The sequence below is a fragment of the Aliivibrio wodanis genome (assembly GCF_052920805.1).
Genome location: NZ_JBREXA010000001.1, coordinates 815,886 through 842,422, shown reverse-complemented (window position 1 = coordinate 842,422; position 26,537 = coordinate 815,886). Strand labels below are relative to the sequence as shown.

Below are 26,537 nucleotides of genomic sequence, written 5' to 3'. Positions count from 1 at the left end.
AATTTTTATTATATAGCACCCAAAAAAGTGTTTCATTTTCATACATTGCATTGAGTTTGAGAACCAGATAAAAGCAGTGGTGAAACTAAAAACACCCTCAGAAATACCTTGATCTAGATCAAAGTATTTTATCGTCAGATAGAGCTTAATACACCACATCTTGTGTTAGCCAGTCTAATACCCCCACTATTTAGTATTTGGAGCCATTGTGAATATAACTGTAATCAAGCGAGATGGAAGTCGCGCCATTTATAAGAATTCTCGTATTATTGATGCAATTAAAGGTGCCGCAGAGCAAGTGACACCTGAGGTTGAGAGTTATGCACAATTAGTGGCTCATGCTGTTGAAGTGGCTTTAAAAGGCCAAAAAGAAGTGGGTATTCGTCAGATCCAAGAACTGATTGAAAATGAATTAATGCAAGGGCCACATAAAGTGCTCGCGCGTGCTTATATTGAATATCGTCATGATCGTGATATCGCTCGTGAGAAAATCAGTGTACTAAATAAAGAAATTAGTGGTCTGATTGAGCAAAGCAATGCTGAATTGCTTAATGAAAACGCGAATAAAGACGGTAAAGTTATCCCAACACAGCGTGATTTACTTGCTGGTATTGTGGCAAAACATTATGCAACGCGTCATATTTTGCCTCGTGATATTGTTCAAGCACATGAGCGTGGAGAGATCCATTACCATGATTTAGATTACGCACCGTTTTTCCCAATGTTCAACTGTATGCTGATTGATTTAAAAGGCATGTTAACAGGTGGCTTTAAAATGGGTAATGCCGAAATCGATACGCCAAAATCGATTGCGACAGCAACAGCAGTAACAGCACAAATTATTGCACAAGTAGCAAGCCATATTTACGGTGGTACAACTATCAACCGCATTGATGAAATTCTTGCGCCATACGTAACCGTTAGTTATGAAAAAGCAAAAAAATTAGCTGAGAAATGGAATATTGCAGATGCTGAAGCATTTGCTCAAGCACAAACAGAAAAAGAGTGTTACGACGCTTTTCAATCTCTTGAGTACGAAGTAAATACACTCCACACAGCTAACGGCCAAACGCCATTTGTTACTTTTGGTTTTGGTTTAGGTACAACGTGGGAATCTAAACTGATCCAACGCTCTATTTTAGCTAATCGTATTGCTGGCTTAGGTAAAAATCGTAAAACAGCGGTATTCCCTAAATTAGTCTTCGCTATTCGTGATGGTTTGAATCATAAGAAATCAGATCCACACTACGATATTAAAGAACTTGCGCTTGAATGTGCATCAAAACGTATGTACCCAGATATTCTTAACTACGATAAAGTGGTTGAAGTGACTGGTTCATTTAAAACTCCAATGGGTTGCCGCAGTTTCTTAGATGTTTATGAAGAAAATGGCGAACAAATCCATGATGGTCGTAACAACATTGGTGTGATCAGCTTAAACCTTCCTCGTGTAGCGATTGAAGCAAAAGGTGATGTTACTGCATTCTATAAATTGCTTGATGAGCGTCTACTTCTTTGTCGTCGTGCATTAGAAACACGTATTTCTCGTCTTGAAGGTGTGAAAGCTCGAGTTGCTCCTATTCTTTATATGGAAGGTGCATGTGGTGTTCGTTTGAAGCCAGATGATGACATCATCAACATCTTTAAAAATGGTCGTGCTTCTGTATCTCTAGGCTACATTGGTGTGCATGAAACGATTGAAGCATTGTTCGGTAGTGATGATCACTTATATGATAATGCTGAACTTCAAGCTAAAGCATTAGAGATCATTCAATACCTAAAAGATGCAGTAGAGATTTGGACAAAAGAAACTGGTTTTGGTTTTAGTCTTTATGGAACGCCAAGTGAAAACTTATGTTCTCGCTTCTGTAAACTTGATAACACCCAATTTGGTGTGATTGATAAAGTGACAGACAAAGGCTACTACACGAATAGCTTCCATTTGGATGTACAAAAAACTGTAAACCCATACGACAAAATTGATTTTGAAATGCCATACCCAGAAATCTCAAGTGGTGGTTTCATTTGTTACGGTGAATTCCCTAACATGCAACGCAATATTGAAGCGTTAGAAAACGTATGGGATTACAGCTACAGCCGCGTGCCTTATTACGGAACAAATACACCAATTGATGAGTGTTATGAGTGTGGTTACACCGGTGAGTTTGAGTGTACAAGCAAAGGCTTTACATGCCCTAAATGTGGTAACCACGACTCAACTAAAGTATCGGTAACACGTCGTGTTTGTGGTTACTTAGGCAGCCCAGATGCGCGCCCATTTAACTTTGGTAAGCAAGAAGAAGTCCAACGCCGAGTGAAGCATTTATAATGAATTATCACGTCTATCATTCGATTGATGTGATTAACGGACCGGGTACGCGTTGTACCCTGTTTGTTGCTGGTTGTGAGCACAACTGCAAAGGGTGCTACAACAAAGCCACATTAAATCCAAATTCAGGACATCCTTTCTGTCAGCAGTTAGAAGATAAGATTATTGCTGATTTGAACGATACGCGTATTTATCGTCGAGGTTTGTCGTTATCTGGTGGTGATCCCCTGCACCCAATGAATTGTGCAGCAGTACTTAAATTAGTCAAACGAGTTAAGTCTGAATGTGAAAATAAAGACATTTGGATGTGGACAGGTTACGAATTAAACGAGCTTAACGAGACACAAAAAGAGATAGTGGCTCTGATTGATACACTCATTGATGGTCGTTTTGAGCAAGATAAAGCCGATCCGTCATTGGAGTGGCGTGGTTCGAGCAATCAAATTATTCATACAATTAATGTATTGTAAGAAAAATGTGAAAAATTAAACAATAAACCGTGATATTTTCCTATCTGGATGGTAATTTAAATACATTACAGATCATAAGGATATGAAAATATGCTGCAAAATATAGCGACCCCTGCTAAAGATCCCATTCTTTCTCTTTCTATTGAATACCGTGCTGACGATCGTGACAACAAAGTCGATCTCGGCATTGGTGTTTACCGCAATGACCAAGGTCAAACTCCAATCATGCAAGCGGTTAGTGATTCAGCAAAAGCTATCGCCGCTGAGCAAACCACAAAAGCCTATGTTGGTCTTGCTGGTTGTGAAGTGTTTAACCAAAGCATGGTTGATTTACTGCTACGTGACACCTCTGCTTACGAGCGTGTTTCTGCCATTCAAACCCCAGGGGCGAGTGGCGCATTACGTATGCTTGCTGATCTGATTAAATCAACAGAGCCTGATGCAACGGTTTGGATAAGTAACCCAAGCTATATTAACCATCAACCAGTCATGGAAGCTGCTGGTTTAAAGGTTAAGCACTATAATTATTTTAATCCTGTAACGAAACAAGTGGATAGTGCAGCGATGATGGCTGATCTTGCAAAAGCTGGCCCTAAAGACATTATTTTACTTCACGGTTGTTGTCATAACCCTACGGGTGCTGATATTCGCCTTGCTGATTGGATTGCGATTACTGAATTGGCACTAAAGAATGGTTTTATCCCGTTTGTAGATATTGCCTACCAAGGTTTTGGGGATGGATTAGAAGCCGATGCAGCAGGTCTGCGTTTTATGGCTGATCGCGTACCTCAAATGTTTATTGCCACATCATGTTCGAAAAACTTTGGTTTGTACCGTGAACGTACTGGTGCAGCGATGGTGATTGCTGCCAATATTGACATAGCGATGAACGCGAAAGCTAAATTATTGCAAATGGCACGAGCAACCTACACCATGCCACCCGATCACGGTGCGGCTATTGTAGGTCGGATCTTAAATGATGAAGCATTAACGTTATCATGGCGCACAGAGCTAGATGCGATGCAAAAACGGCTATTAAGCCTGCGTACTGATCTTTGTGCGGCATTGCGTGATGAAACGCAATCAACAGACTTTGATTTTATTGAACAACATAAAGGTATGTTCTCTGTCATTGGCTTTACTCCTAAGCAGATGGCAAGTTTAAAATCTGAACATGGTATTTATGCGGTAGGGGATGGTCGTATTAATATTGCAGGTATGCAAAAGCAGCATATTGATTATATTGCAAAATCTGTAGCCTCTGTTGCAAATAAGTAGCAGATTTTTTTGAGGTTCTTACTATAATAATAGAATGAATTATTATGAATACCGTAAAGGAAAACGCATGAAGATAGCAAAAAAATGGTCAACGTTACTTTTACCTATTTTACTTTCCGGTTGTATGTCTACGACAGCAACAACGACACCTGATGAAGTCGAAGACAAACCAGCGGTCGAACAACCGGTGAGCCCTGAAGTGACACCAGATACTAAACCTGTTGTTAAACCAGAGCAAAAACCACAAGTTGATCCTAAACCACCAGTGAAGAAGCCAGTTGCCACAAACCTAAAAACCGCAGATGGTAAATTAATCTTAGGTGAAGAAGAGTGGATGTACATTAAAGCAATTAATCATAACGCAAAAGCTCGCATTGATACCGGAGCAACTACATCATCAATATCTGCGATTGATATTGAGATGTTTGAGCGTGATGGAAAAGATTGGGTTAAATTCAAACTGGCTCATAGCGGTAGTGAAACCAAGGAGTTTGAAGCACCAGTTTCTCGTGTTGTGACCATTAGACAGTCAAGTACTGAAAAGAGAACTGATCGCCCTGTGATTGAAGCTTGGGTACAGATTGGGGATTTGAAAACGAAAGCGGAATTTACCCTAAATGACCGTACCCATATGACGTTTCCAGTTTTACTCGGTCGAACCTTCTTCCGTGATGTGGCTATTGTGGATGTAAGTAAGAAGTTTATTCAACCAAAAGTAAAGCTTACTAAGTAATACCAATTCCAGTAATTCTCTAGTCATTATTACTGGTTAAATCACATAATAGCTTCGTTAAAAATTATTTAAGTAGAATAACTACTTATCAGAATTTTTGTCTTGCTCTTAAGTGGTTTTCCTGCGTAATAAATAGACCATTTAATTAATGGCAATGGTATAATAGAGTGAGTGAACTAACTTTTAAATATAAAAATGCCCAAATATTATCTTTGGGCATTTTGGTTTATGGCATAGTGTAACTCTTATCTAAAGGCTGCTTGTCTTTGAGCTTTCTCTAGCAAATATCTAATTTCTTTTCTATCTTCTTCATCGTTCAAAATAGGATTAATAAAGGTCTGAACATAGTCTTCATGTTCACCTAGAGGTAAGCTATTTGTCCAACGCGTTAGCTCTGAGTTAAGTGTCATTTTTAGTTCTTGTTGGTCTAAAAATTTATCAGGATTAATTATGTGTTGAAATTTTGCCCAATGCTTAGGTGTAACCCATAAGTAAGAGCTTATTTGAGAGCAATAAAGAGTCATAAAGGCTTTTTGATCATTAATTAAATTGTAAGTTTGAATTAGCAAAGGCATTAAGTTATAGGAAAAATACAGGCCAGTTTTAGATGTGCTGTATTCATTAAAGAAAGACACGACAGAATCTATCTCATTAGGTATTTTTATTGCAACAGCTAAAGCTGCCCATGCCCCCAAAGGAGAAAGATCTGGATACTGTAATGGTGCATATTCTGATCTTGAGCTGTAAACGGTTAGCTTATCGATGAATGCGATAACTTTGTCATGTAATCTTTCATGTTGAAGTGCATAACAAATGAAGATAAATTCAGATGTGCCGTAATCATATTTTTTAGTATCAATATCTAATTTTTTAATATAATTACCAATCTGCTGTACTTTACTTGAATCTCCCTTCCATAAAGAGTGGTGGAGAGAAAGCAGCTTACCTTGATAGCAAAACTCTAAACGTAATAACTTACAACGGTCTTTATCCTGATAAGCCAGATCGTACGTTGCTTGTATTGTTGAAAGATATTCGTTGTTTAGTGTATCTAGAGCTTGTTCTAATGATTCGCTACTAAGAGGGTTTACATCCAGCTTAATGACTTGTTTATGTGAGGCAAAATGGCGCATTAATTTCATTAGCATAATGATTCCTTACAAATATTTTGTTGTCCTGCAATGGTGTTTTCATCATCAATCTCAATAACGTTAAGGCTACCATCAAAAATTACTGCTTGAGTCGTTTGTTGAGTTAATGTGAATAACCACTTTCCTCTGAATAATTCACAGCTATTTGTAGGGAAATAAGCATTAATTAATTCGCCACTTTTTACAGTGATAATTCTCGTTAATGTATACTTTTTCTTTGCTCTTTTAGTTCTACGAGGATTACTTGATTTAGGTATGTATTCCTTTTCGATCTTTAAGATCAGGTGATGAATATCGTCTGAATTATCACTCTTTATACGTAACTTAAAGCCAAAGACGGCGTTATCACTATTGGTGACTATTTCTTGATTATTAAAATCAGAACCAGTCATCTTTAGGCCATATTGCTCAGTATGGGCAGTACAGGTATAGGTTGCTGCTTTGATAATAGGAATGGTGTGTTGAGCGTATAGAAAGGCTTCAGAATCATTTGAATAAACTTCAAAATGGTACTGACCAAATACCAATTGCTCTGTTTCAAAAGGAGCAATTAAAGTAAAAGGTTGGTTGTGCCTGATGATTGACTCCCATTGTGTAATGTTTTTACCATTAATTTTAGGGTGATGGAGCTTAATAGTTACGCCATGTATGCGGCTAAATCCTCTTGTTTCAACCTTAAACCTACAACCAATAGTCGAAATATTGCTTTGATTTTTGACAGGAGTTGGGCGAGAAAATGAATCGGATTGGGGGTGGTAAAATCCAAATTCCTTAGCAGTGAACTGCATCAACAAAGTGTCGCAGCAGTTATTTCCTAGTAAATAATCGACTTTAGGCCCTATCGTATTACTATCAATGACACCAAAATGGTAATCAATAGGCTGAAGTGCTTCTCTTTCAAGGGAGAGCATATTAGCTACATCGTAAGCATAAATGCTAGCGCTTTCGTCTCGATAAATAATGCCTTGTTTTTCATCGAGGTATATATGATCGGTTGCCGCTTCAGGATCTCCTTGCAAATATCCAACAAAGCTACCATCTAGGCAGTTAAAAATGGTAATTAATCCCTCTTCATCACAGTCAGCTAGAATGTAATTTCCGTTATCACTATAGGTATATTGATAGATAAAGTCATCAATCGAAAGTTGAGCGACAATGGTATTTTTTTCAATATTAAACAGACTATTTTTATAGACTAAATGTAGGTTGTCTGGCGAGAGAGCAATTTCATCGCTGCCTAATGCGCTTTCAAAAGGGTGATTAAGCGAAGTTCGTAAGCCAGTGGCTAAATCAATGTAAATGATCTCTTCATTTGTATAGCTATAAGGATCTTCAACGATAATTGCGAACTTACCATTTGAACTCATTATTATTGATTTTGTAGAATCTAAGCAATTAAAGCGGAGTTTTTCGGTAAAGGTTATAAGGTCAAATACCACAAGTGTATTTTCAACTTCAGTAATAAGATCAAGATTATCTGGATTGAACTCAGCGTAATCTTCTACTTCTTGAGCTAATCGTAATAACAATATATTACCATCATCTGAAAGTTGTAAACCCTCAGAGTGTAAGTTAGCAGTTAAATGAAATACAGGGTCGATCTTCCCTAAGTGCCAACCTTTTATTACACCTATCTCATCGTCATAAGTAACGACATGAGCAATACTTGATGATGTTGCTTTTTCTGCGGCATCAAAATCATAAAGATTGCTTTCTTCGAAGTTTCTCCATGAGACTCCTTTATGCTGGGTGAGATCAGAAATATAAAGATTTTCGGCAGTACTATAAATAAGATAAGGGGATTCTTGGTAAGTAACACAACGAAAATTATGACTATTATGTATAGCAAATAAAGGAGTAGCTCGTCGTTCTTCACGTAAACGCTCTTGCCTTACTCGATAAGATTCATATCCATAAAACAGAGTAAAAGCAGGGTCTATGTTTTGGTTTAAAATACACTTAATGTAATGAGATATTTTGGCATTGAGTTTATCCATTTGGGAAATAATAGCAGGGATATTATCTATGTTTTTCTCTAATCCTGTGATTTCAGCAGCCAACCTAGCTGTATAATTATGGAAAATATACAGTGATTCATTGGTAACATCAGTTATTGATGATTGCTTTAAGTAGTATAAAAGGTCGGTTAAACTTGATTGAATATCTTCATCATTATCAATATCTTCTAGTGTTTTATAACAAGCATCAGACTGGAAAATAATTTGATTTTTAATTGCTTCGGTTGCAGTGATTAAACATAGTTCATCAATAAAGTTGGGATCTTTTAATTGTTCAATAAAAGAAGAGGTAAACTCAGGAGCTTGTTCGTTATCACTTGATAAACGATAAGGTAATGCTGAGTAAAGGTATTTGAGATAAGGTGAATTTGGATATTGAGATATGATCTCATGGATAAGATCTTCCGTATTAACTAAGTGCCAACGATCTGAGGTTCCATAACTATCAATGAAATCAAGAATAAATTGATCGCTGTAACTAAATAATCCTCGGTATGGAGCTTCAAAAAGTAACTCTTGGCTACGTTGATAGCGTAAATCAAACTCTGTGCCTTCCGTGAACTGGCACTCATCAATAGTTTTGATGTATTTGAGCACTAAACCTCTTAACTCTTCATGTTTAGCTGCGAGGGAGAATAGATTAACCCTTCTTTCTTTTTGCCATTGTTCATAAAAATAAAAGCTACCGTGATTCTCAGAGGCTTGAGCTTGGCGGTAATGTTGTTCATTTTGACCAACAAAAGCGGTAGTATTATCTTTTTCTGAATCAAAAAATGTGTAAATGATGTTATCGCGTGTATTTAGGCTGTTGAATATTGAGCGATCTTCTATGTCAGTGATTAATCTTTGAAGCGTTTCTTTGATACTATTTAGATCGTTACTGTTATAAATCACTTTATGAATGCAGTTTCGTCCGTAATGGCGTTCTAAATAAGTAATGGCTTTATCTCGTATTGTTTTTATATCGATGTCATTTTTTAATTCATGAAGAAAGAGATCATAGTAACTAGTTAGTTGTTTTAATGAACTAATGACGAGATGAATAAATGGCCATTGGGATTGATTGTTAAATTCCTCATCATTGGATGCTGGTTTTTGTTGTTTTAGTTCGGAATATAATTCAGCTATAGCGGTAGAATTTATGTCATTGCTGTTTTGAATTTGGCGAATAAGTACATCTATGTGATTATTGTTTTTCATATATGCCCAAAAAAGAGGTTTTTTGTATTATATGAAATGTAATCAGCTATTTACAGGTTATAAATCTCTTTTATAAAAAAAATCAGGTTATAGATAACCGTTGATGATATAGATTTCCTAAATGTCTTTTTTGGGCGTTTTATCAAAACAATTTATAATTAGAGGCATTTTGTTGCTCTCTGAGTGTTTGAAGTAAGGTGATTTGTTTATAAATAACATAGTAACGACTAATGTTAGCTACGTAATTGACAGGTTCTTTACTGACGTATTTTTGTGCCATGATCTCAACATTATTGAACCAGATATTAGGGTTATAGCCATGTTTTACTGCCATTCTACGCATTTTTCTTACGTTAGCAGGACCTGCGTTATAGGCGGCCAGTGAAAAATACATTTGATTTTCTTTAGTGATATCTGGCTTTAAGAAATAACGCTTATGTACAAAATCCATATATTTTACGCCCGCGTGAATATTATTTTTTAAAATTTTAAAGTTCTTTATATTAATATACGGCTCATTCGCGGTGCTAGGTAGTACTTGCATGATCCCCACAGCTCCTTTATGAGAAACTAAATGGTTATTAAACCTTGATTCTTGATAAGCTTGAGCTGAGATCATTAGCCAATCGAATTCATACTTCTCTGCATATTGCTTAAAGAGAGTGGATAGGTTGTTAAATTGGTCCATGGTCTTTGGGTTTATTGCTTTGTTTAGCCATTGGGTGTTATTTAAATATTTGTTGTAAATAACATTGCCTAAATATGAGCCTTGTTTAATTCTCCTTATGTATTTATTTACAATAGATTTAAGTTGAGGAGTGTCTTTTCTTATCGCCCAGCTAATATTAGCTTGAGTCCTGATTGGTAGGTCTTCATTGATCGTAATGTTTTTCATGATTCTTGACCATAATTGAGATTTATGGCTATCAATGACTGTCATGGGTAATATGTCTTGATTTATCATCTCCATAAGTTCGTAATCTTGAAGGTTCTCTTCTAAAAAATGAACATTAATAGGAGGGATACCATCACTAGAAAGCTGTTGATTAATGCGCTGCAAACTTTCAAAATAACTAGAGCTTGGTCGAACCCATATCTCTTTTCCTGATAGTTGTTCTATTGAGGTGATCTCTGGTATTGATTTTGAAGTGACAAGCCATTCTTGGCTATTACTGATAACAGGATCACTAAAATCAACAGTCTTTAAACGCTGAGGTGTGATGGTGAGGTTTGCAACCGCTATATCACCAAAACCAGTTTCTAAAGCGCGAAATAGGTCATCACGAGGAACAGGAATAACTTGCACATTTACATTAATGTTATTTTTGTGTAGGTGTAATTCGAAATGATGAATGAACTCTGCGATGACTCCTTTTGGTTGGCCTTTCTCTATATAATAAAAACCAAGATCGGCAGATACTAGAACACGTACTGTCCCTTTTTTCTTTAGAGTATTGAGATCTCCTGTATATGGTGTTTGTGCCATAGGTGAAAGCTCAAGGGCCATAGAAAATGGAGATAATAATAAAAACAACAACCAAACCCTACATAGCCAAAACATAAGCAATACCTATTATTAACACAATAATAACAAGTTAGGTTAAAAACCGAATGGGATCAAGTATTTTTATGCAGAGTTACTGATTTTTAATACAAAAAATCCAGAGCAGGAAGAACCAACTCTGGCTTTTATAAAGTGCGTTCTAAATATGGTTAATATTTAAATAAATTCACTTGGTTATTTAGTTGTTTAGCAATACTTCGCAAATCTTGTGATAGTTTTTGTGAATCTTCAGCCTGATGTGACATCTTATCTGAAACATCGTTTGCTGATTGAATATTCATACTAACTTCATTCGTTACTGTTCTTTGTTCTGCTGCTGCGTTAGATATTTGAGTTGCCATATCTGAGATCTGTATGATAGATGTTGATATTTCCTCTAGTGCTTGAGTTGCGTTATTAGCATCATCAACACTAGATTGAGCGAATACTTTACTTTCATCCATACTATGAACGGCACTTGCAGTATTGCGCTGTAGTGTTTCAATCATTTGGCGGATCTCATCGGTAGAGCTGTGAGTTCTTTGCGAGAGTACTCGTACTTCATCGGCAACAACAGCAAAGCCTCGACCTTGCTCACCAGCACGAGCCGCTTCAATGGCTGCATTTAGTGCAAGGAGATTGGTCTGCTCTGCAATATCACGAATGGTTGAAAGAATTGTATTAATGTCTTGGGCATTCTTATTCAACTCCTGAATGATACCTGAAGCATTATCAACTTGACTTGCAAGGTTGGTAATTGATTCTTGGTTACGCATGATAACCTGCTTACCTTGGTCACAATGTTCAGTTGAATTGATTGCTGAATCTGCCGTCATTTGTGCATTATTAGCTACCTCTTGAGCTGTTGCCGACATTTCATGAACCGCAGTTGCGATTTGTGAGATCTCATTTAATTGAATTGAGAGCCCTTCATTGGTTTGGCTTGCTACTTGAGTACTGACTTTAGATTGTGAATTTAGCTCAGATGAGGAAGTTGCGATGTCTTTAACTATACTCTGTAGTTTTTCTACAAAACCATTAACATGACTAGCTAAAGTACCAATTTCATCTTTAGAGTTTACGCTAATACGTTGGGTTAGATCGCCATTGCCTTTAGATAAATCTTCCATTGCCTTACTTAAGACATTTAACGGCGCTAGTGCTTGCTTAATTAAGAACATAGCTAAGGCAGCAATGATTGCGATTTGAATTAAAGTCATAATTGCAGAGTCACGTAATACACTTCGAACTGAAGCAAACGCTTGTTTTTTATCTACAACAGCTATGAAATACCAATCAGTTTGAGGAACTTTAGCCGCTGTTAGGAAAGCCTCTTTACCATAAACGATAACTTCTGATTGAGAGTGGTTATTCGAAAGTGTTTGAATCTTATTAAGAGAAAAACCATCACCAAGCGCAGAGATAGATTTCATAGTCATATTTTTATCTGGGTGGGCAACAAAGTTACCATCACCATCAACAAGGAAAGCTGATACGCCATCTTGATTAATGGCTAAAATATCATCGACGATAGATTGGATACTAACATCTGCCCCGATTACACCTCGATAGCCATTGGTATTAAAAGCCTTCGCGATGGTAATTACAAGGCCACCATTACCCGCATCGACATATGGGCTTGTTACAATGGTGTTTGATGTTGAAGAGGCATCTCTGTACCAACCTCGTTGGCGAGGGTCATAACTAGCAGGAACTGGATTATCAGCATTACTTTGGAAAAACTCACCAGTTTCAAGCCCTGCATAGCTGATGATGAAATGCCCAGCTCGTTGAGACTGATTGAAGTAAGTAATAGGTACATCGGCATATGAAAAGGCATTGGTTGATGCTTCAACAATATTAATACGTCCACTGATCCATTTATCAAGGCCAGAGACACTTGCTTTAGTTAAGGCTGCTGAAAATTGGTTAACAGAGTTGTAGGTTTCAGCCATTAACTGTCGGCCAGTCATTACGGTCTGTATTGATCCCATCACTAAAATGATGACAACAAACATGAGTGTGAGCTTATTTTTTATAGAAATATTATGTAACATTAGTTTCCCCCGATCCTTTTGTTTATATCTATATCGTACCATAAATTAAATCTAGGTAAATTAATTGTTAATATTATTAATACCTAATGTAGTGCTGACTTTATTTTTGTTAGGGCTAGAATGTAAACCTTGCTGTCATCATCATTTGACCGCCATAAACGCCACCAAATTTTGCTTCTGCGCCTACTGATAATTGATCTGTTGAATGGAAGCGAAAGTGAACACTACCAACATCTTTTTGAACATTACTACTGAATAATTGACCGTATTGAGCACCAAGCTCCATTTGTTGCATTAACCACACGCGAAAACCAAGGTTTATCTCAGTGAGCATTTCATCACCAAGTTTGTCACTCGACTTATCTTTAACATTGTGCAGTAAAAGTTGACCGTAAATATCTGCAAACTCATTGGCTGGGCCATTAAATCCCATGCCACCGCTAATATCCCAATCACCTTCGAATCTAGTGTCTATTTTACCGATAATATGAGAGTTCTCTGTAAACTGTTGGTTTACTTGTACACCAGAAGTACCAGGACTTGTTCCTACGCGAACTTCAAAAAAGTTATAAGGGAAGTTATTCGCCATTGCATTTGAAGAGGTAAGAGCCGCCGCTAAAAGAAGGGTTTTTTTAATGTATTTAATTGATTCCATAACTTAATTAACCTGATATTCATGAATTTTATCTATGAAAAAGCCTGCAATAAGCAGGCCAGGTTATTTGTTTTAGATATATTTTATAACGTTTGTAAGCGTTCTACTTCAATCTCTGGTATTTTTCCACCTTCATATTCGCCAAAAATACGGACTTTAGTTGTTTCATTGATTGCTGTCGGTAATGAAATATCATCGTCTAACTCTATTTGAATTTCTGTTGTGCCGTCAGAAAATAGGTATTTGTCTTTACGAATATGACGAATAATTTGGCCATCTACAATTGCGTTCTGTTCTGTGAACATCCCCGTGTCTTTTAATAGCTCTGCAACGCTAATTGTGCTGACAGGACCAGTGTAATTAAATTGAGCTTGTTTATGATTATCGTGATCACCATTATCAGCTAGAGCAATTGTTGGAGATAAGATTAGAGCTGCTGTGATTGCTATAATTGTCTTTTTCATAATAAATCCTTAGTTTGATAATAGGGCTGTTTTAAGCGTTTTGCTTCGATAGAACTATTAAAACAAACTTAGGTTGAATCAATCGTGAGTAAGTTATTCATATTCAATTCATCTTGAGTTAGGTTTGCAGAAGTAAACAGTTCCTCGCCTCTCAACTGAGAATAATGTTAATATTATAGATTGATGTTTAACGTAGAATAGATGGAATTATGCATACTTTCTCTCCACTAATGGTTCAAGGGACAACTTCTGATGCTGGTAAAACAGTTCTTGTGGCAGGCTTATGCCGAGTGCTTGCCAATAAAGGGATCCAAGTTGCCCCTTTTAAACCACAAAATATGGCTTTAAACAGTGCTGTAACAGAAGATGGTGGCGAGATAGGTCGCGCTCAAGCCTTACAGGCAGATGCTGCACGAGTTAAAGCACATGTTCATATGAATCCTATTTTATTAAAACCAAATACCGATATTGGAGCTCAAGTTATTGTTCAAGGTAAAGCTATTGAAACCATGGATGCATGGGGTTTTCATGATTATAAGAAACTGGCCATGCCTTATGTATTAGAATCATTCTCTTATTTATCTAACAATTATCAGTGCGTCATGATTGAAGGTGCGGGCAGTCCAGCTGAAATTAATTTACGTGAAAATGATATTGCTAATATGGGGTTTGCTGAAGCTGCGGATGTTCCTGTTATTATAGTCGCCGATATTGACCGTGGTGGCGTGTTTGCTCACCTTTATGGCACTCTGGCACTTTTATCTGAATCTGAACAAGCGCGAGTAAAAGGGTTTGTGATTAACCGTTTTCGCGGTGATATATCTCTGTTAGTTCCAGGTCTAAAATGGCTTGAAGAGAAAACAGGTAAACCAGTACTCGGGGTTATTCCATATTTACATGGTTTAAACCTTGAAGCTGAAGATGCCATTAAGAGTGAGCAACTAGAACAAGGAAAATTTGTGGTTAAAGTGCCAGTACTTACTCGTATTAGTAATCATACTGATTTTGACCCGTTACGATTACACCCAGAAATTGATCTTCAATTTGTAGGCAAAGGGGACTCTCTATCTGGTGCTGATTTTATTATTTTGCCAGGCAGTAAGTCAGTACAAGCGGACTTAACTTATCTCAAGTCCCAGGGCTGGGATAAAGACATCGAAAGGCATTTACGTTATGGCGGTAAAGTTATGGGTATTTGTGGTGGCTATCAAATGCTAGGTGAGCGTCTTTCAGATCCTCTCGGCCTTGAAGGAGAAATATCTTCTATTTCAGGATTAGGCTATTTACCTATTGCAACTGAGTTGAAAAAACAGAAGCAACTCACTTTAGTTGAGGGGAAACTACGTTTTTCAAATCAAATCCCTGTTAACGTTAAAGGTTATGAAATTCATGCCGGAGTGAGTACTCACACGAAGGAAAATACTCACGCGTTAGATGATTGTTTCCCAATCTCAATTACAAATGAAAATACAGTAAGGCATGATGGTACACTCAACGATGAAAACACCATTTTTGGAACCTACTTGCATGGTATTTTTGATGAACCAACCGCTTTTGAAACCATTTTATCTTGGGCTGGTTTAAAAGAGGTTAAAGCGATAGATATGAATTTAATCCAAGAAGAGGCAATTGAACGCATCGCGGAGTCTATTGAGGAGAGTTTGGATCTGTCACAGATTTGGCCAAATTTATTTGAAAAGAAAGCAGCGTATTAAGGAAGGTATAACTATGTCTAGATTGACATTATTTTTAGCATTGCTGTTTAGCTCTTTATCAGTATCAGCAAATGTGACTGTTTATGCTGCTTCATCATTAACTAATGTGATGAATGATATTGTAGATTTGTATCAGAAAGAAACCGGTGAAAGAGTACGTATGAGTTATGCTGGTTCTTCGTCACTTGCTCGACAAATCGCAAATGGTGCGCCTGCTGATCTTTATCTTTCTGCCAATATCAAATGGATGGATTACTTGGTTGAGCAAGATAGGGTTGAAATCCCGAGCAAGGTGGATTTATTGCAAAATAGTTTGGTTTTAATTGCCTCTAAAAGTACACCAAAACAGAACGCTTGGCAGTGGTTTATTAGTCAAAAAGAAATGCGAATTGCAATAGCAGATCCAAGGCATGTTCCTGCTGGTATTTATGGTAAGCAGAGTTTAAAGGCTCAGCACCGTTGGTTAGAAGTAAGTAAGCGCTTAGCATCAGGTAATAATGTACGCTCTGCTTTACTGTTTGTTGAGCGTGATGAAGCGCCATTGGGGATTGTGTATAAAACAGATGCCTTATTGTCAAACAGCGTCACGATAGTTGAAGAGTTTCCTAGTAACTCTCATGATCCTATTGTGTATCCAATGGCAATAATTAAAAGTAAAAAATCAGATCAAGTTACGCATTTTTATCAGTATTTATTATCTGAAAAAGTGAAGAAAATATTTATTTCTTATGGGTTTACAACAGTTTAATGCTATTAACAGATTATGAAGTAGAAGCCTTATTTTTAAGCTTGAAAATAGCAGGTATAGCGGTAGGCTTTTCTTTACCTATTGGTATTCTTTTTGCTTGGATTTTAGCCCGTTGTGATTTCAGGGGGAAGGCCGTACTTGATGGTTTAATTCATTTGCCTTTAGTGCTGCCTCCTGTGGTTATTGGTTACTTATTACTTATTTCTATGGGCCGACAAGGAGTGATTGGTAAATGGTTTTATGAATTGTTTGGCATTACATTTAGTTTTAACTGGAAAGGGGCTGCGCTTGCTTCTGCAATTGTGGCTTTACCATTAATGGTTCGTGCCATTCGTTTAGCTTTGGAATCTGTTGATCAAAAATTAGAGCAAGCAGCACGAACACTGGGTGCTTCACGAACGAAAGTATTTATCACGATTACATTACCATTAATGTTACCGGGTATCCTTACTGGTGCTGTTTTAGCATTTGCTCGTAGTTTAGGTGAGTTTGGTGCGACGATCAGTTTTGTTTCTAATATTGAAGGTGAAACTCGAACACTTCCTCTTGCCATGTTTAGTTATATAGAGATCCCTGGAGCGGAAATGGAGGCGGCGCGCTTATGTATAATTTCGATTATTGTCGCATTAATTTCATTATTGTTATCTGAATGGTTAGCAAGAGCGAGTAAAAAAAGGTTGATGGGATAAATGTTAGTTATTGATATAAAAAAACAACTCGGTGATTTGGATTTAGATGTCCAATTATCACTGCCATCAACAGGTATTAGTGCCATATTTGGACGTTCAGGTGCAGGTAAGTCCTCACTTGCTAATTTGATTAGTGGCCTTGCCTCTCCTGATTCTGGTCGCATTACTCTTAATAGTTCAGTGTTGTTTGATTCAAACTCAAACATATCGATGCCACCAGAGCTGCGTCATATAGGCTATGTATTTCAAGATGCCCGTTTATTTCCTCACTATAAAGTAGAAGGTAATTTATTGTATGGTTGTAACGGAAAAAGAACCGCTCGCTTTGACGATGTTGTCAGGTTGCTTGATATTGAATCTTTGTTGCAGCGCTTTCCACACTCCTTATCTGGTGGCGAAAAACAACGTGTAGCAATTGGTCGGGCTATTTTGTCTGAGCCAACATTGTTAATTATGGATGAGCCACTAGCCTCACTAGATCTACCCAGAAAACATGAAGTTATGCCGTATCTTGAAAAGTTAGCCAAAGAGATTAAAACCCCCATTATTTATGTTTCTCATAGTTTGGATGAGATCTTACGATTGGCTGATCATATGGTCTTACTTAATGAAGGTAAGGTCAGCTTAACAGGGGATATTACGTCAGTATGGAGTTCACCACTAATGCGCCCTTGGCTTAATGCATCAGAGCATTCTGTATTATTGGAAGGAACAATTACAGAGCATCATTCTGACCATCCAATGACTTTAGTCACATTAAACAATAGTCAGCAAGGGATATGGATAAAATCGCCGTGTGATTGCAGTGAAGAAGGGCAGAGCATACGATTGCGTATTCGAGCAAATGATGTCTCACTGATTAAGCAACAGCCAGAATTAAGCTCAATACGAAATATTTTACCAGTCTTGATTGAAGGATTAACAGAAGATCAAGAAAACGATGTGGTGGCAGTTAAATTGAACCTGTCTGGGCATGTCTTGTGGGCAAATATCACTCGCTGGGCGAAGAAAGAGTTAGAGTTAGAGCTGGGTCAGTATTGGTTTGCACAGATCAAAGGGGTTAGTGTGACACAGTCTGACCTTTGCTCGAAGTAATTATGTTGAATAATAAAGCACCATTAAGGAAGTAAATATGAAGTACCAATGGATACTGTTTGATGCTGATGAAACTATTTTTCATTTTGATGCGTTTGTGGGTTTGCAACGTATGTTTTTAGGTTATGGCATTAATTTTAGTAAAGAGCAGTTCATTGAATATCAGCTGGTAAATAAACCATTGTGGGTGCAATACCAAGATAACGAAATCACTGCACAACAACTACAAGAAACGCGTTTTGAAGAGTGGGCAAAGGAAAGTTGGTGTTACGCCAAAAGCAATGAATAGTGCTTTTATGATGGCAATGGCAGAAATTTGTACACCACTAGACGGTGCAAGAGAACTACTTGATTCACTATTAGCAAGTAATGTAAAAATGGGGATTATTACTAATGGTTTTACAGCATTACAAAAGATCCGCTTAGAAAAAACAGAATTTAGTCATTACTTTGAGTTGATTACGATTTCAGAGCAAGTTGGTGTAGCTAAGCCAGATAAACGTATTTTTGAACATACTTTTTCTATGATGGGAGAAGTTGAGTTATCAAATATATTAATGGTTGGTGATAACCCTGATTCAGATGTGCTAGGCGGTATGAATGCTGGTGTTGATACTTGTTGGTTGAACGTAACCCAACAAGCATGCCCTGAAGGTGTTAAACCAACGTACACTGTTAAGACACTTAATGATCTACAGGTATTGCTACATGGGATTTAAGAGTGTTTCTACGCAGTTATACTAATCGTAGTAAGTAATTGATTAGTTTTAGTTTTAAGGCGATATTATTATTGCAAAAAAATCCTCATTCTTATAATAAACAATGAGGATTTTTTATCACTAATTCAGAAAGTATTATTCTTCTGATGGTGTTACTTGTTCTGTATTTTCAGACTCTACCGTTACTTGTTCTGCTTCAAGGGCCATTTTTTCACGATCAGCTTTACTGATGTATTTTGGTTTATTGTGTGAACGGCTGTTTCTCGTTTGAGCTCTACGGTGTTTCTTTAAAAGAGTCTCTTTAACTTTGTTTTTACGGCTCATTGTATTACCACATTAAGTCATCAGGAATAACGAATTCCGCATATGGATCGTCTTCATCCTGTGCATCTTCCGCTATTACGTTGTTAAGTACAACCACTGATTCATCACGAAGAGTGATCTTATCTGCCACACCTGCTGGGACGATCTCATAATCTTCATTGAAATGAACAATAGCTAAACGACCTGCAATTAATTGAGTTTGCATGGTTTTATCCACGTACATTTTTTTGACTAAAGTACCATCAGTAAAGTTGTAACCGATATCGCCATGAGTGCGATCCAGTTTATTTGCTGTGATAAGCTGTTTAATTTGAGCCGCTAATTCTTTTTGTTCTTTCTCGGCTTTATGTTGCAAGCTCAATTCTTTATCTTTTTCAGCTTGAGCTACTTTGTTTAATTCAACCGCTGCTTTTGCTTCACGATTTTGAACACGAGATTTTTTTGAAGCTTTCTTTGCTTTTGCTACTTTCTTTTGATTCACTAACCCAGCTTTTAGCATTTGCTCTTGTAAGCTTAGTGCCATAAATAATTCCTAATGATAACGATGTCGAATTCTGACGATTATCCCATGACTTGTGTGGGATTTAAAGGACATAGAGAGAAGTAAAGATGAAAACACCTTGTATTGCGGCTTGTAAAAATGAAGATGGTATCTGTATAGGCTGTAAACGAACCATTACTGAAATAGTAGAATGGAAATCAATGACAGATAATGAGAGAGAAAATGTGATGAATCGATTGTCAGGAAAGTCAGTAACTCATGCCTGTCCTGAGTGTGATAAACCTGCACAATGTGATATTCAAATGGGTAAAGAAACGTGTTGGTGTTTTGATTTAGAAACGCGAGAAGTGACCTTAAGTGGAAGTCAGACTAGTTGTCTTTGTCGTGATTGTCTAAGTAAAAAAATAATTACATAACTTGCAGTATTTATGACGGTAAGGTGGTGTTAATTGATTTACATCAATAGTAAATGTTGCTGTTTTATACTATCCTTTAGTAGTACTTAACAAATTTAACAAATATTACATAAAATTAATCTGTCATAAAAATTAATATATTTACACATTGTAATTCAATTAAATATATCTCTGGATGAGCGCAAAAAAGTACTAAATAAAAGGGCTTATCTTAAAAATTTAATTGAAGCACTATTTGTGAGGGATTAAAATTGTGGAAGATAGATTCGACAACTTGTTAACATTTTCTATATTTATAAAGTAGAAAGATAACTAGGAATAAAATTATGAGCAATGCAATAAAGCAAAACGATGAAAACCAACGCTCTTCTGAATGGAAAGCATTTTTCTTCATTACAGTTGTTCTTTTCCCAATTCTAAGTGTGGGTGTGGTTGGTGCGTACGGTTTCTCTGTATGGTTTATGCAGGTACTGTTTTTTGGTATGCCAGGTCACGGTTGATTCTATTTTAGAAGCTGCCGAAACAATAAATTAGAATTAGATAAAAAGAGAAGCAATTATGATGTCATTTATTAAAAAAGCTTGGTCGGTTTTCGCTCGCCCAAGTGTACATATCAGCTTGGGTGTTCTTACCCTTGGTGGTTTTGTCGCAGGTGTTATCTTTTGGGGCGGCTTTAACGTTGCACTAGAAGCAACAAATACAGAAGAGTTCTGTGTTGGTTGTCACGCGGACAATATCCAACCAGAATACGCAGGTACCATTCACGATAAAAACCGTTCAGGTGTTCGTGCTACGTGTCCTGATTGTCACGTTCCACACGAGTGGACTTCTAAAATTGCTCGTAAAATGCAAGCAAGTAAAGAAGTTTTCGCTCACGTATTTGGTTTCATTGATACTCCAGAGAAATTTGAAGAGCGTCGTATCGTTTTAGCCCAGCACGAATGGGACCGTTTTAGCGCAAACAAATCTCTTGAATGTCGTAACTGTCATGATTATGACGGTATGGATTTCTCAAAAATGCAACCAACAGCACGTATTCAAATGAAGGGCGCTAAAGAGCGTGACCAAAGTTGTGTAGATTGTCATAAAGGTATCGCACACAGCCTTCCTGCAAACATGGATAGCTCAGGTGGTATGATTGGTGAGCTTGTTCAATTAGCAGGTAACACTAAGTTTGAAGATGGTCAGTCGTATGTATCTGTTCGTCATCTTCCATTATATGAAGATGAGAAACTAACGATTGAAGGTGGTCTATTAAACCCTGCATCACAAATCAAAGTACTTGAAGAGAAAGGCGACGCAATCAGAGTTGCAATTGAAGGTTGGCGTAAAGTTAAAGGTTTCGGCCGCGTTATCCAAGAAGACTTTGGTATGAACATCGCAGTTGCTTCTCTTCTAAAAGAAACAGCACAAAACGATACATTCGTTGAACAATTTGAAACAAAAGAAGATGATCTTACAGGTCTACCTTGGCAGCGTGTTTCTGTTGATCTATGGATGAAGAAAGATTCACTTCTTCCTGATTACCAACCAATTTGGGAAAAAGCAGAACAGTCATATAAAACTAACTGTTCAGTATGTCACACACAACCAGCTGAAGAGCATTTTGATGCAAACACATGGCCTGGTATGTTTGACGGTATGATGGCATTTGTAAACTTTGATACAGACAGTAAGTCACTTGTATTGAAATACCTACAAAAACACTCTTCAGATTTTTCTGACGAAAAACACTAAGAATTAACGGAGTAGATAGAATATGTCTATTAGCAGAAGAAGCTTTTTAAAAGGTGTTGCAACAACAAGTGCAGTATCTCTAGTTGGTCCAAGCCTACTAATGTCTTCAAAGGCAAATGCAGCGGAAACAACAGGAACATGGCGTGTATCTGGTTCACACTGGGGTGCATTCCGAGCACACATCTATGGTGGTAAAGTTCAAGAAATTAAAGCCTTAGAGCTTGATGAGCACCCAACAGAAATGTTAAATGGCATCAAGGGCATTATTTATAGCCCAAGCCGTGTTCGTTACCCAATGGTTCGTTTAGATTGGTTGAAGAAACATAAGTACTCTGGTGAGACTCGTGGTAATAACCGTTTCGTACGTGTAACTTGGGATGAAGCATTAGATCTTTTCTATCGTGAGCTTGAGCGTATTCAAAAAGATTACGGTCCATGGGCACTGCACGCAGGACAAACAGGTTGGCGTCAAACGGGTCAATTCCACAGCTGTACAAGTCACATGCAACGTGCCGTTGGTATGCATGGTAATTACATTACTAAAGTGGGTGATTACTCAACAGGTGCTGGTCAAACGATCATGCCTTACGTACTTGGTTCAACTGAAGTATATGCACAAGGTACATCTTGGTCTGAGATTTTAGAACATTCAGATAACGTGATCCTTTGGGCTACGGATCCAGTGAAAAACTTACAAGTAGGTTGGAACTGTGAAACACATGAATCTTACCCATACTTAGAGCAACTGAAACAAAAAGTTGCAGATGGTAAGATCAACGTAATTTCTGTTGACCCAGTTAAAAACAAAACTCAGCGTTACTTAAACAATGAGCATATGTACATTAACCCACAATCAGATGTGGCGTTCATGCTTGCAGCGGCTTACACGTTATATACAGAAGATCTATACGATAAGAAATTTATTGAAACTTACTGCTTAGGTTTTGATGATTTCATACAGTATGTTCTTGGTGAAACTAAAGATAAAGTAGTTAAAACGCCTGAGTGGGCTGCTGAAATTTGTGGTGTTTCTGCTGACCAAATTCGTGAGTTTGCACGTATGCTTGTTGGTGGTCGTACTCAAATCTTATTTGGCTGGTGTATTCAACGTCAAGAGCACGGTGAGCAACCATATTGGATGGGTGCTGTACTATCTGCAATGACGGGTCAAATTGGTCTTCCTGGTGGTGGTGTTTCTTACGGCCACCATTACTCAGGTATCGGTGTTCCATCAACAGGCTTTGCTGCTCCTGGTGGTTTCCCACGTAACGTTGACCGAGGTCAAGTACCTAAGTGGAATAACGATGACTTTAATGGTTACAGCAAAACGATTCCTGTAGCTCGTTGGATTGACTGTCTATTAGAACCAGGTAAAGAGATCCGTTATAACGGTTCTAAAGTAAAACTGCCTGATTATAAAATGATGGTTATCTCGGGTAACAACCCATGGCATCACCACCAAGATCGTAACCGTATGAAGAAGGCGTTCCAAAAACTTCAAACAGTTGTAACGATTGAGTTTGCGTGGACTGCAACATGTCGCTTCTCTGATATCGTGCTACCAGCATGTACTCAGTGGGAACGTAATGATATTGATATTTATGGTTCATACTCAGGTCGTGGTCTACTTGCAATGCAGAAATTGGTTGATCCTTTATACCAATCTAAATCAGACTTCGATATCTTTACTGAACTAACTCGCCGTTTTGGTCGTCATAAAGAATATACACGTGGCATGGATGAGATGGAGTGGGTTCGTTCACTATATTCTGATTGTCGCAAAGCAAATGAAGGTAAATTTGAAATGCCTGAGTTTGATGAGTTCTGGAAGAAAGGTGTTCTTGACTTCGGTACTGGTAAACCTTGGGTTCGTCATGCGGCGTTCCGTGAAGATCCAGAGATCAATGCACTAGGTACACCTTCTGGCTTCATTGAAATCTCAAGCCGTAAGATTGATCGTTTTGGTTACGAGCACTGTCAAGGTCACCCAATGTGGTTCGAGAAATCTGAACGTTCACATGGTGGCCCAGGCTCTAAGAAACACCCATTCTGGATGCAATCTTGTCACCCTGATAAGCGTTTGCACTCACAAATGTGTGAATCTGAAGAGTTCCGTGCAACTTATTCAGTTCAAGGTCGTGAGCCAGTATACCTTAACCCTAAAGATGCAAAAGCGAAGGGAATTAAAGATGGCGATTTAGTTCGTGTATTTAATGACCGTGGTCAGCTTCTAGCAGGTGCAGTTCTAACGGACAGCTACCCAGAAGGAGTGATCCGTATCGAAGAAGGTGCATGGTATGGTCCATTAAACGAAAAAGTGGGCGCAATTTGTACTTATGGCGATCCAAATACATTAACACAAGATATCCCATCATCTGAGCTTGCTCAGGCGACATCAGCGAATACTTGTTTAGTTGATTTTGAGAAGTTCACTGGTAAAGTTCCACCAGTAACCTCATTTGGTGGCCCAATTATTGTTGAGTAATCTCAACAAGTGACGCTTATTTCATAAGAGTTAATATCTAAGCCAAGTACTTTAGTACTTGGCTTTTTTTTGTTCATTTTTTAAGTGTGAAATCTTTAATTTATTTTTCAGTAAACATAATTCATATCTATAATAAAGTAGAGTACAATCAGAGATTAATATATTTATCTATTAAATCAATAATATAAAAGGTAGTTAAATAATCTGATTTCATGTTATGTCAAGGAACTACACAGTGAAGCTTAAAAGTAAAATTATAGTTGTATTTACACTAGCGTTGGCTACGCTTTCTATAATCATCGCTTTGATGAGTTATATGAAATTCAAATCGGCAAGCTTTGATGCATTTAATGACAAGCTACATGTATCGTCAGAGTTGACATCTAAATCAATGGGACAAAAAATTTACCGCTATTTTGATGTATTAAATGCAGCAAATTTTATGTTTACCGAAGAGGGTGGATTAGAAAATATTGACGCAGCGGTTATTCAGTTAAAAAAAATAGCGGTAATTACAGGTGCTGATGCATTTTTAGCATTAGAAAATGGGCAGACATTATATGGAGGTAGTTTTTTAAGTGGCTTTAATGCCAAAACCTCTGGTCGTGAGTGGTATACAACGGTTTTTGAAGGCAAAAAGAACATCTTGACCTCTATTTATACTGATACAAGTGGTAGTGACGTATTTGCGATTGCGCAACCCGTTTATTTTAATAATAAATTAGTAGCATCTATTGCTATCAGTTTGGAAATCAAAGAATTCAGTGATTATGTAAGGGAGCTTAACCCAAACAATCAAGTGTTTGTTTTTGATAAAAATACGGGCTATGTTTTAGCTGCACCTAATAATGACCTTTTTGGTCAAAATATGTATCAAGTTCGTCCATCATTTCGACAATTTAGCTCTCAAGAATCTTTTGAATATGTTGACCCTGAAGGATTATTAAATTACATCACACATAACAGCATTGATGGGACATCATGGATTGTTGCCAATTATGAAGCTATTGATGTTATTAACGAGCAAAGCTTTAATAATCTAGTGTCTACCTTTACGGTTGTTATCATTATTGTTGTGGTTTTTTCTCTGTTAATTTATTACTTTGTCATTAATCATATCTATAAACCTATTGGTGGTGAGCTATCAGAGATCTCAGATCTGTTAGATAAAGTATCTGAAGGTAAGCTTGATATGGAGTTCTCTAATAAAGAGAAGCCAGAAGGTATTTATGCCAGTATTCAAGTGATGGTTGAGAGCCTAAAAGGATTATTGAATCAAGTTCATTCAGCAACTGATTCATTAAGCCGTACATCAGAATCGTTGTTTGATGCATCTTCCACAATGACCAACACATCGAGAGAGCAAACTGCACAATTAGAACAAACAGCAACAGCGGCTAATGAAATGACAATCACAGTATCAGATGTGGCAGGTAATACTCAGGTTGCATCTGAGTCGGCTTCTCAAGCATTAACAGAAGCAAGCTCAGGCTCTGAGGTTGTAGAAATGATGAGCCAAGAAATGTCGTCATTGTTAACCGATATTAATGATGTTAAAAATGTAATCGAGACTCTTGCGATTGAATCCCAAAATATCGGAGGAATTTTAGATGTTATTAAAGGGATTGCTGAACAAACTAATTTACTTGCACTAAATGCAGCTATTGAAGCGGCAAGAGCTGGTGAGAGTGGGCGAGGATTTGCTGTAGTTGCTGATGAAGTTCGAAATTTAGCAGGTAGAACACAAGAGAGTACAAATGAAATTCAGCAGATGATAAGCTCCCTGCAAAGCGAAGCCGATAAATCAGTACAACTTATTAGTGTTGGTCAACAAAAAGCAGAAGCGAGTGTTGCTATTGGTGAGCAAGCAAATCAATCATTAACAATGATCATGACCTCTATCTCTAGTATAGAAGAAATGAATGCACAGATCGCGACAGCTTCAAGTCAACAAGCTCAGGTAGTTTCAGGTATTAATGAAAATATTGTAGCGATAAATGACCATGCCAAAACCAGTTATCATCAATCGACTCAAATCGAAGGGTTTGCCAATGAAGGGTTGGAATTGGCAAGTAGACTAAAAGAAGTCACCAAAACTTTCCGAGTTTAATATCACTATTAATAGTAAGAATATTTATATACTTATTTGGTGAGATATAGCATATAAAAAGAGCTGTTTATCGCAGCTCTTTTTTTATAGTTTAAATAT

General features: G+C 37.4%; 21 protein-coding genes and 1 pseudogene. 14 read left to right on the top strand and 8 right to left on the bottom strand.

All coding sequences use genetic code 11. From position 1 onward, the window contains the following. Positions 1 to 208: 208 nt before the first annotated feature. The 4 genes from nrdD (at position 209) to ACU5DF_RS03910 (ending at position 4,810) form a co-directional block, all read left to right on the top strand. Complete coding sequence (nrdD, locus tag ACU5DF_RS03925; protein ID WP_446711860.1) at positions 209 to 2,329, top strand: anaerobic ribonucleoside-triphosphate reductase; 2,121 nt, start codon at positions 209 to 211, stop codon at positions 2,327 to 2,329. Further along, complete coding sequence (nrdG, locus tag ACU5DF_RS03920) at positions 2,329 to 2,799, top strand: anaerobic ribonucleoside-triphosphate reductase-activating protein (protein WP_446711859.1); 471 nt, start codon at positions 2,329 to 2,331, stop codon at positions 2,797 to 2,799. Before nrdD ends, nrdG begins: the two co-directional genes overlap by 1 nt. 90 nt (positions 2,800 to 2,889) lie before the next feature. Continuing rightward, positions 2,890 to 4,077: an amino acid aminotransferase gene (locus tag ACU5DF_RS03915; protein WP_446711858.1), complete on the top strand. Its 1,188-nt coding sequence runs from the start codon at positions 2,890 to 2,892 to the stop codon at positions 4,075 to 4,077. 67 nt (positions 4,078 to 4,144) lie between these two features. Beyond that, entirely contained in the window at positions 4,145 to 4,810 is a 666-nt protein-coding gene (locus tag ACU5DF_RS03910) for an ATP-dependent zinc protease family protein (RefSeq protein ID WP_446711857.1), read from the top strand. 245 nt (positions 4,811 to 5,055) lie between these two features. Here ACU5DF_RS03910 and ACU5DF_RS03905 read toward each other — a convergent pair whose 3' ends face one another. From ACU5DF_RS03905 to ACU5DF_RS03880, 6 genes are all read right to left on the bottom strand, one after another. Next, complete coding sequence (locus ACU5DF_RS03905) at positions 5,056 to 5,958, bottom strand: hypothetical protein (protein WP_446711856.1); 903 nt, start codon at positions 5,956 to 5,958, stop codon at positions 5,056 to 5,058. Further along, positions 5,952 to 9,179 (bottom strand): hypothetical protein, encoded by a 3,228-nt coding sequence (locus ACU5DF_RS03900; protein ID WP_446711855.1) that lies wholly within the window; start codon positions 9,177 to 9,179, stop codon positions 5,952 to 5,954. Before ACU5DF_RS03900 ends, ACU5DF_RS03905 begins: the two co-directional genes overlap by 7 nt. Before the next feature lie 142 nt (positions 9,180 to 9,321). Further along, positions 9,322 to 10,740 carry an MltF family protein gene (locus ACU5DF_RS03895; protein WP_446711854.1) on the bottom strand — a complete coding sequence of 473 codons (1,419 nt, stop codon included), beginning with the start codon at positions 10,738 to 10,740 and terminating at the stop codon, positions 9,322 to 9,324. Between the two features lie 152 nt (positions 10,741 to 10,892). Next, the gene (locus tag ACU5DF_RS03890) at positions 10,893 to 12,779 is read right to left on the bottom strand and encodes a methyl-accepting chemotaxis protein (protein WP_446711853.1); all 1,887 of its coding nucleotides are present in this window, start codon (positions 12,777 to 12,779) and stop codon (positions 10,893 to 10,895) included. Positions 12,780 to 12,894: 115 nt separating this feature from the next. Continuing rightward, the gene (locus ACU5DF_RS03885; protein WP_446711852.1) at positions 12,895 to 13,434 is read right to left on the bottom strand and encodes a hypothetical protein; all 540 of its coding nucleotides are present in this window, start codon (positions 13,432 to 13,434) and stop codon (positions 12,895 to 12,897) included. Positions 13,435 to 13,517: 83 nt separating this feature from the next. After that, the gene (locus ACU5DF_RS03880; RefSeq protein ID WP_446711851.1) at positions 13,518 to 13,898 is read right to left on the bottom strand and encodes a YgiW/YdeI family stress tolerance OB fold protein; all 381 of its coding nucleotides are present in this window, start codon (positions 13,896 to 13,898) and stop codon (positions 13,518 to 13,520) included. A 209-nt stretch (positions 13,899 to 14,107) separates the two neighbouring features. Here ACU5DF_RS03880 and ACU5DF_RS03875 point away from each other — a divergent pair, with 209 nt between their 5' ends. From ACU5DF_RS03875 to yjjG, 5 genes and pseudogenes are all read left to right on the top strand, one after another. Beyond that, positions 14,108 to 15,613 (top strand): cobyric acid synthase, encoded by a 1,506-nt coding sequence (locus ACU5DF_RS03875; protein ID WP_446711850.1) that lies wholly within the window; start codon positions 14,108 to 14,110, stop codon positions 15,611 to 15,613. A 13-nt stretch (positions 15,614 to 15,626) separates the two neighbouring features. Further along, positions 15,627 to 16,361 (top strand): molybdate ABC transporter substrate-binding protein, encoded by a 735-nt coding sequence (gene modA / locus ACU5DF_RS03870; RefSeq protein WP_446711849.1) that lies wholly within the window; start codon positions 15,627 to 15,629, stop codon positions 16,359 to 16,361. Further along, positions 16,361 to 17,050, top strand: a complete 690-nt coding sequence (modB, locus tag ACU5DF_RS03865; protein ID WP_045103639.1) for a molybdate ABC transporter permease subunit — start codon at positions 16,361 to 16,363, stop codon at positions 17,048 to 17,050. Before modA ends, modB begins: the two co-directional genes overlap by 1 nt. After that, a complete protein-coding gene (modC, locus tag ACU5DF_RS03860; RefSeq protein WP_446711848.1) occupies positions 17,051 to 18,145 on the top strand; it encodes a molybdenum ABC transporter ATP-binding protein ModC in 1,095 nt (364 codons plus the stop codon). 37 nt (positions 18,146 to 18,182) lie between these two features. Beyond that, a pseudogene (gene yjjG / locus ACU5DF_RS03855) lies at positions 18,183 to 18,864 on the top strand (pyrimidine 5'-nucleotidase). Positions 18,865 to 18,999: 135 nt separating this feature from the next. Here the strand turns inward: yjjG and ACU5DF_RS03850 are convergent. Then, positions 19,000 to 19,188 carry a DUF2986 domain-containing protein gene (locus ACU5DF_RS03850; protein WP_446711847.1) on the bottom strand — a complete coding sequence of 63 codons (189 nt, stop codon included), beginning with the start codon at positions 19,186 to 19,188 and terminating at the stop codon, positions 19,000 to 19,002. A gap of 4 nt (positions 19,189 to 19,192) precedes the next feature. After that, complete coding sequence (locus ACU5DF_RS03845) at positions 19,193 to 19,711, bottom strand: DUF2058 domain-containing protein (RefSeq protein WP_045103643.1); 519 nt, start codon at positions 19,709 to 19,711, stop codon at positions 19,193 to 19,195. A gap of 86 nt (positions 19,712 to 19,797) precedes the next feature. Between ACU5DF_RS03845 and ACU5DF_RS03840 the strand changes: the two genes are divergently transcribed. The 5 genes from ACU5DF_RS03840 to ACU5DF_RS03820 all read left to right on the top strand — a co-directional run bounded on the left by ACU5DF_RS03840 (position 19,798) and on the right by ACU5DF_RS03820 (position 26,438). Next, on the top strand, positions 19,798 to 20,106 hold the full coding sequence (locus ACU5DF_RS03840; RefSeq protein ID WP_446711846.1) for a cysteine-rich CWC family protein: 309 nt from the start codon (positions 19,798 to 19,800) through the stop codon (positions 20,104 to 20,106). Between the two features lie 326 nt (positions 20,107 to 20,432). Beyond that, the gene (gene torE / locus ACU5DF_RS03835; protein ID WP_045103645.1) at positions 20,433 to 20,606 is read left to right on the top strand and encodes a trimethylamine N-oxide reductase system protein TorE; all 174 of its coding nucleotides are present in this window, start codon (positions 20,433 to 20,435) and stop codon (positions 20,604 to 20,606) included. 58 nt (positions 20,607 to 20,664) lie between these two features. Next, positions 20,665 to 21,843 carry a pentaheme c-type cytochrome TorC gene (torC, locus tag ACU5DF_RS03830; RefSeq protein WP_045103646.1) on the top strand — a complete coding sequence of 393 codons (1,179 nt, stop codon included), beginning with the start codon at positions 20,665 to 20,667 and terminating at the stop codon, positions 21,841 to 21,843. A gap of 22 nt (positions 21,844 to 21,865) precedes the next feature. Continuing rightward, positions 21,866 to 24,328, top strand: coding sequence for a trimethylamine-N-oxide reductase TorA (gene torA / locus ACU5DF_RS03825; protein ID WP_446711845.1), 2,463 nt, complete (start codon positions 21,866 to 21,868; stop codon positions 24,326 to 24,328). Between the two features lie 316 nt (positions 24,329 to 24,644). Further along, a complete protein-coding gene (locus tag ACU5DF_RS03820) occupies positions 24,645 to 26,438 on the top strand; it encodes a methyl-accepting chemotaxis protein (RefSeq protein WP_446711844.1) in 1,794 nt (597 codons plus the stop codon). Positions 26,439 to 26,537: the final 99 nt, after the last annotated feature.

Excerpts from the sequence above, each read along its gene's own strand:
- nrdG (WP_446711859.1), top strand. The coding sequence starts at position 2,329 with ATGAATTATCACGTCTATCATTCGATTGATGTGATTAACGGACCGGGT.
- ACU5DF_RS03915 (WP_446711858.1), top strand. The coding sequence starts at position 2,890 with ATGCTGCAAAATATAGCGACCCCTGCTAAAGATCCCATTCTTTCTCTT.
- ACU5DF_RS03910 (WP_446711857.1), top strand. The coding sequence starts at position 4,145 with ATGAAGATAGCAAAAAAATGGTCAACGTTACTTTTACCTATTTTACTT.
- ACU5DF_RS03905 (WP_446711856.1), bottom strand. The coding sequence starts at position 5,958 with ATGCTAATGAAATTAATGCGCCATTTTGCCTCACATAAACAAGTCATT.
- ACU5DF_RS03900 (WP_446711855.1), bottom strand. The coding sequence starts at position 9,179 with ATGAAAAACAATAATCACATAGATGTACTTATTCGCCAAATTCAAAAC.
- ACU5DF_RS03895 (WP_446711854.1), bottom strand. The coding sequence starts at position 10,740 with ATGTTTTGGCTATGTAGGGTTTGGTTGTTGTTTTTATTATTATCTCCA.
- ACU5DF_RS03890 (WP_446711853.1), bottom strand. The coding sequence starts at position 12,779 with ATGTTACATAATATTTCTATAAAAAATAAGCTCACACTCATGTTTGTT.
- ACU5DF_RS03885 (WP_446711852.1), bottom strand. The coding sequence starts at position 13,434 with ATGGAATCAATTAAATACATTAAAAAAACCCTTCTTTTAGCGGCGGCT.
- ACU5DF_RS03880 (WP_446711851.1), bottom strand. The coding sequence starts at position 13,898 with ATGAAAAAGACAATTATAGCAATCACAGCAGCTCTAATCTTATCTCCA.
- ACU5DF_RS03875 (WP_446711850.1), top strand. The coding sequence starts at position 14,108 with ATGCATACTTTCTCTCCACTAATGGTTCAAGGGACAACTTCTGATGCT.
- modA (WP_446711849.1), top strand. The coding sequence starts at position 15,627 with ATGTCTAGATTGACATTATTTTTAGCATTGCTGTTTAGCTCTTTATCA.
- modB (WP_045103639.1), top strand. The coding sequence starts at position 16,361 with ATGCTATTAACAGATTATGAAGTAGAAGCCTTATTTTTAAGCTTGAAA.
- modC (WP_446711848.1), top strand. The coding sequence starts at position 17,051 with ATGTTAGTTATTGATATAAAAAAACAACTCGGTGATTTGGATTTAGAT.
- ACU5DF_RS03850 (WP_446711847.1), bottom strand. The coding sequence starts at position 19,188 with ATGAGCCGTAAAAACAAAGTTAAAGAGACTCTTTTAAAGAAACACCGT.
- ACU5DF_RS03845 (WP_045103643.1), bottom strand. The coding sequence starts at position 19,711 with ATGGCACTAAGCTTACAAGAGCAAATGCTAAAAGCTGGGTTAGTGAAT.
- ACU5DF_RS03840 (WP_446711846.1), top strand. The coding sequence starts at position 19,798 with ATGAAAACACCTTGTATTGCGGCTTGTAAAAATGAAGATGGTATCTGT.
- torE (WP_045103645.1), top strand. The coding sequence starts at position 20,433 with ATGAGCAATGCAATAAAGCAAAACGATGAAAACCAACGCTCTTCTGAA.
- torC (WP_045103646.1), top strand. The coding sequence starts at position 20,665 with ATGATGTCATTTATTAAAAAAGCTTGGTCGGTTTTCGCTCGCCCAAGT.
- torA (WP_446711845.1), top strand. The coding sequence starts at position 21,866 with ATGTCTATTAGCAGAAGAAGCTTTTTAAAAGGTGTTGCAACAACAAGT.
- ACU5DF_RS03820 (WP_446711844.1), top strand. The coding sequence starts at position 24,645 with ATGAAATTCAAATCGGCAAGCTTTGATGCATTTAATGACAAGCTACAT.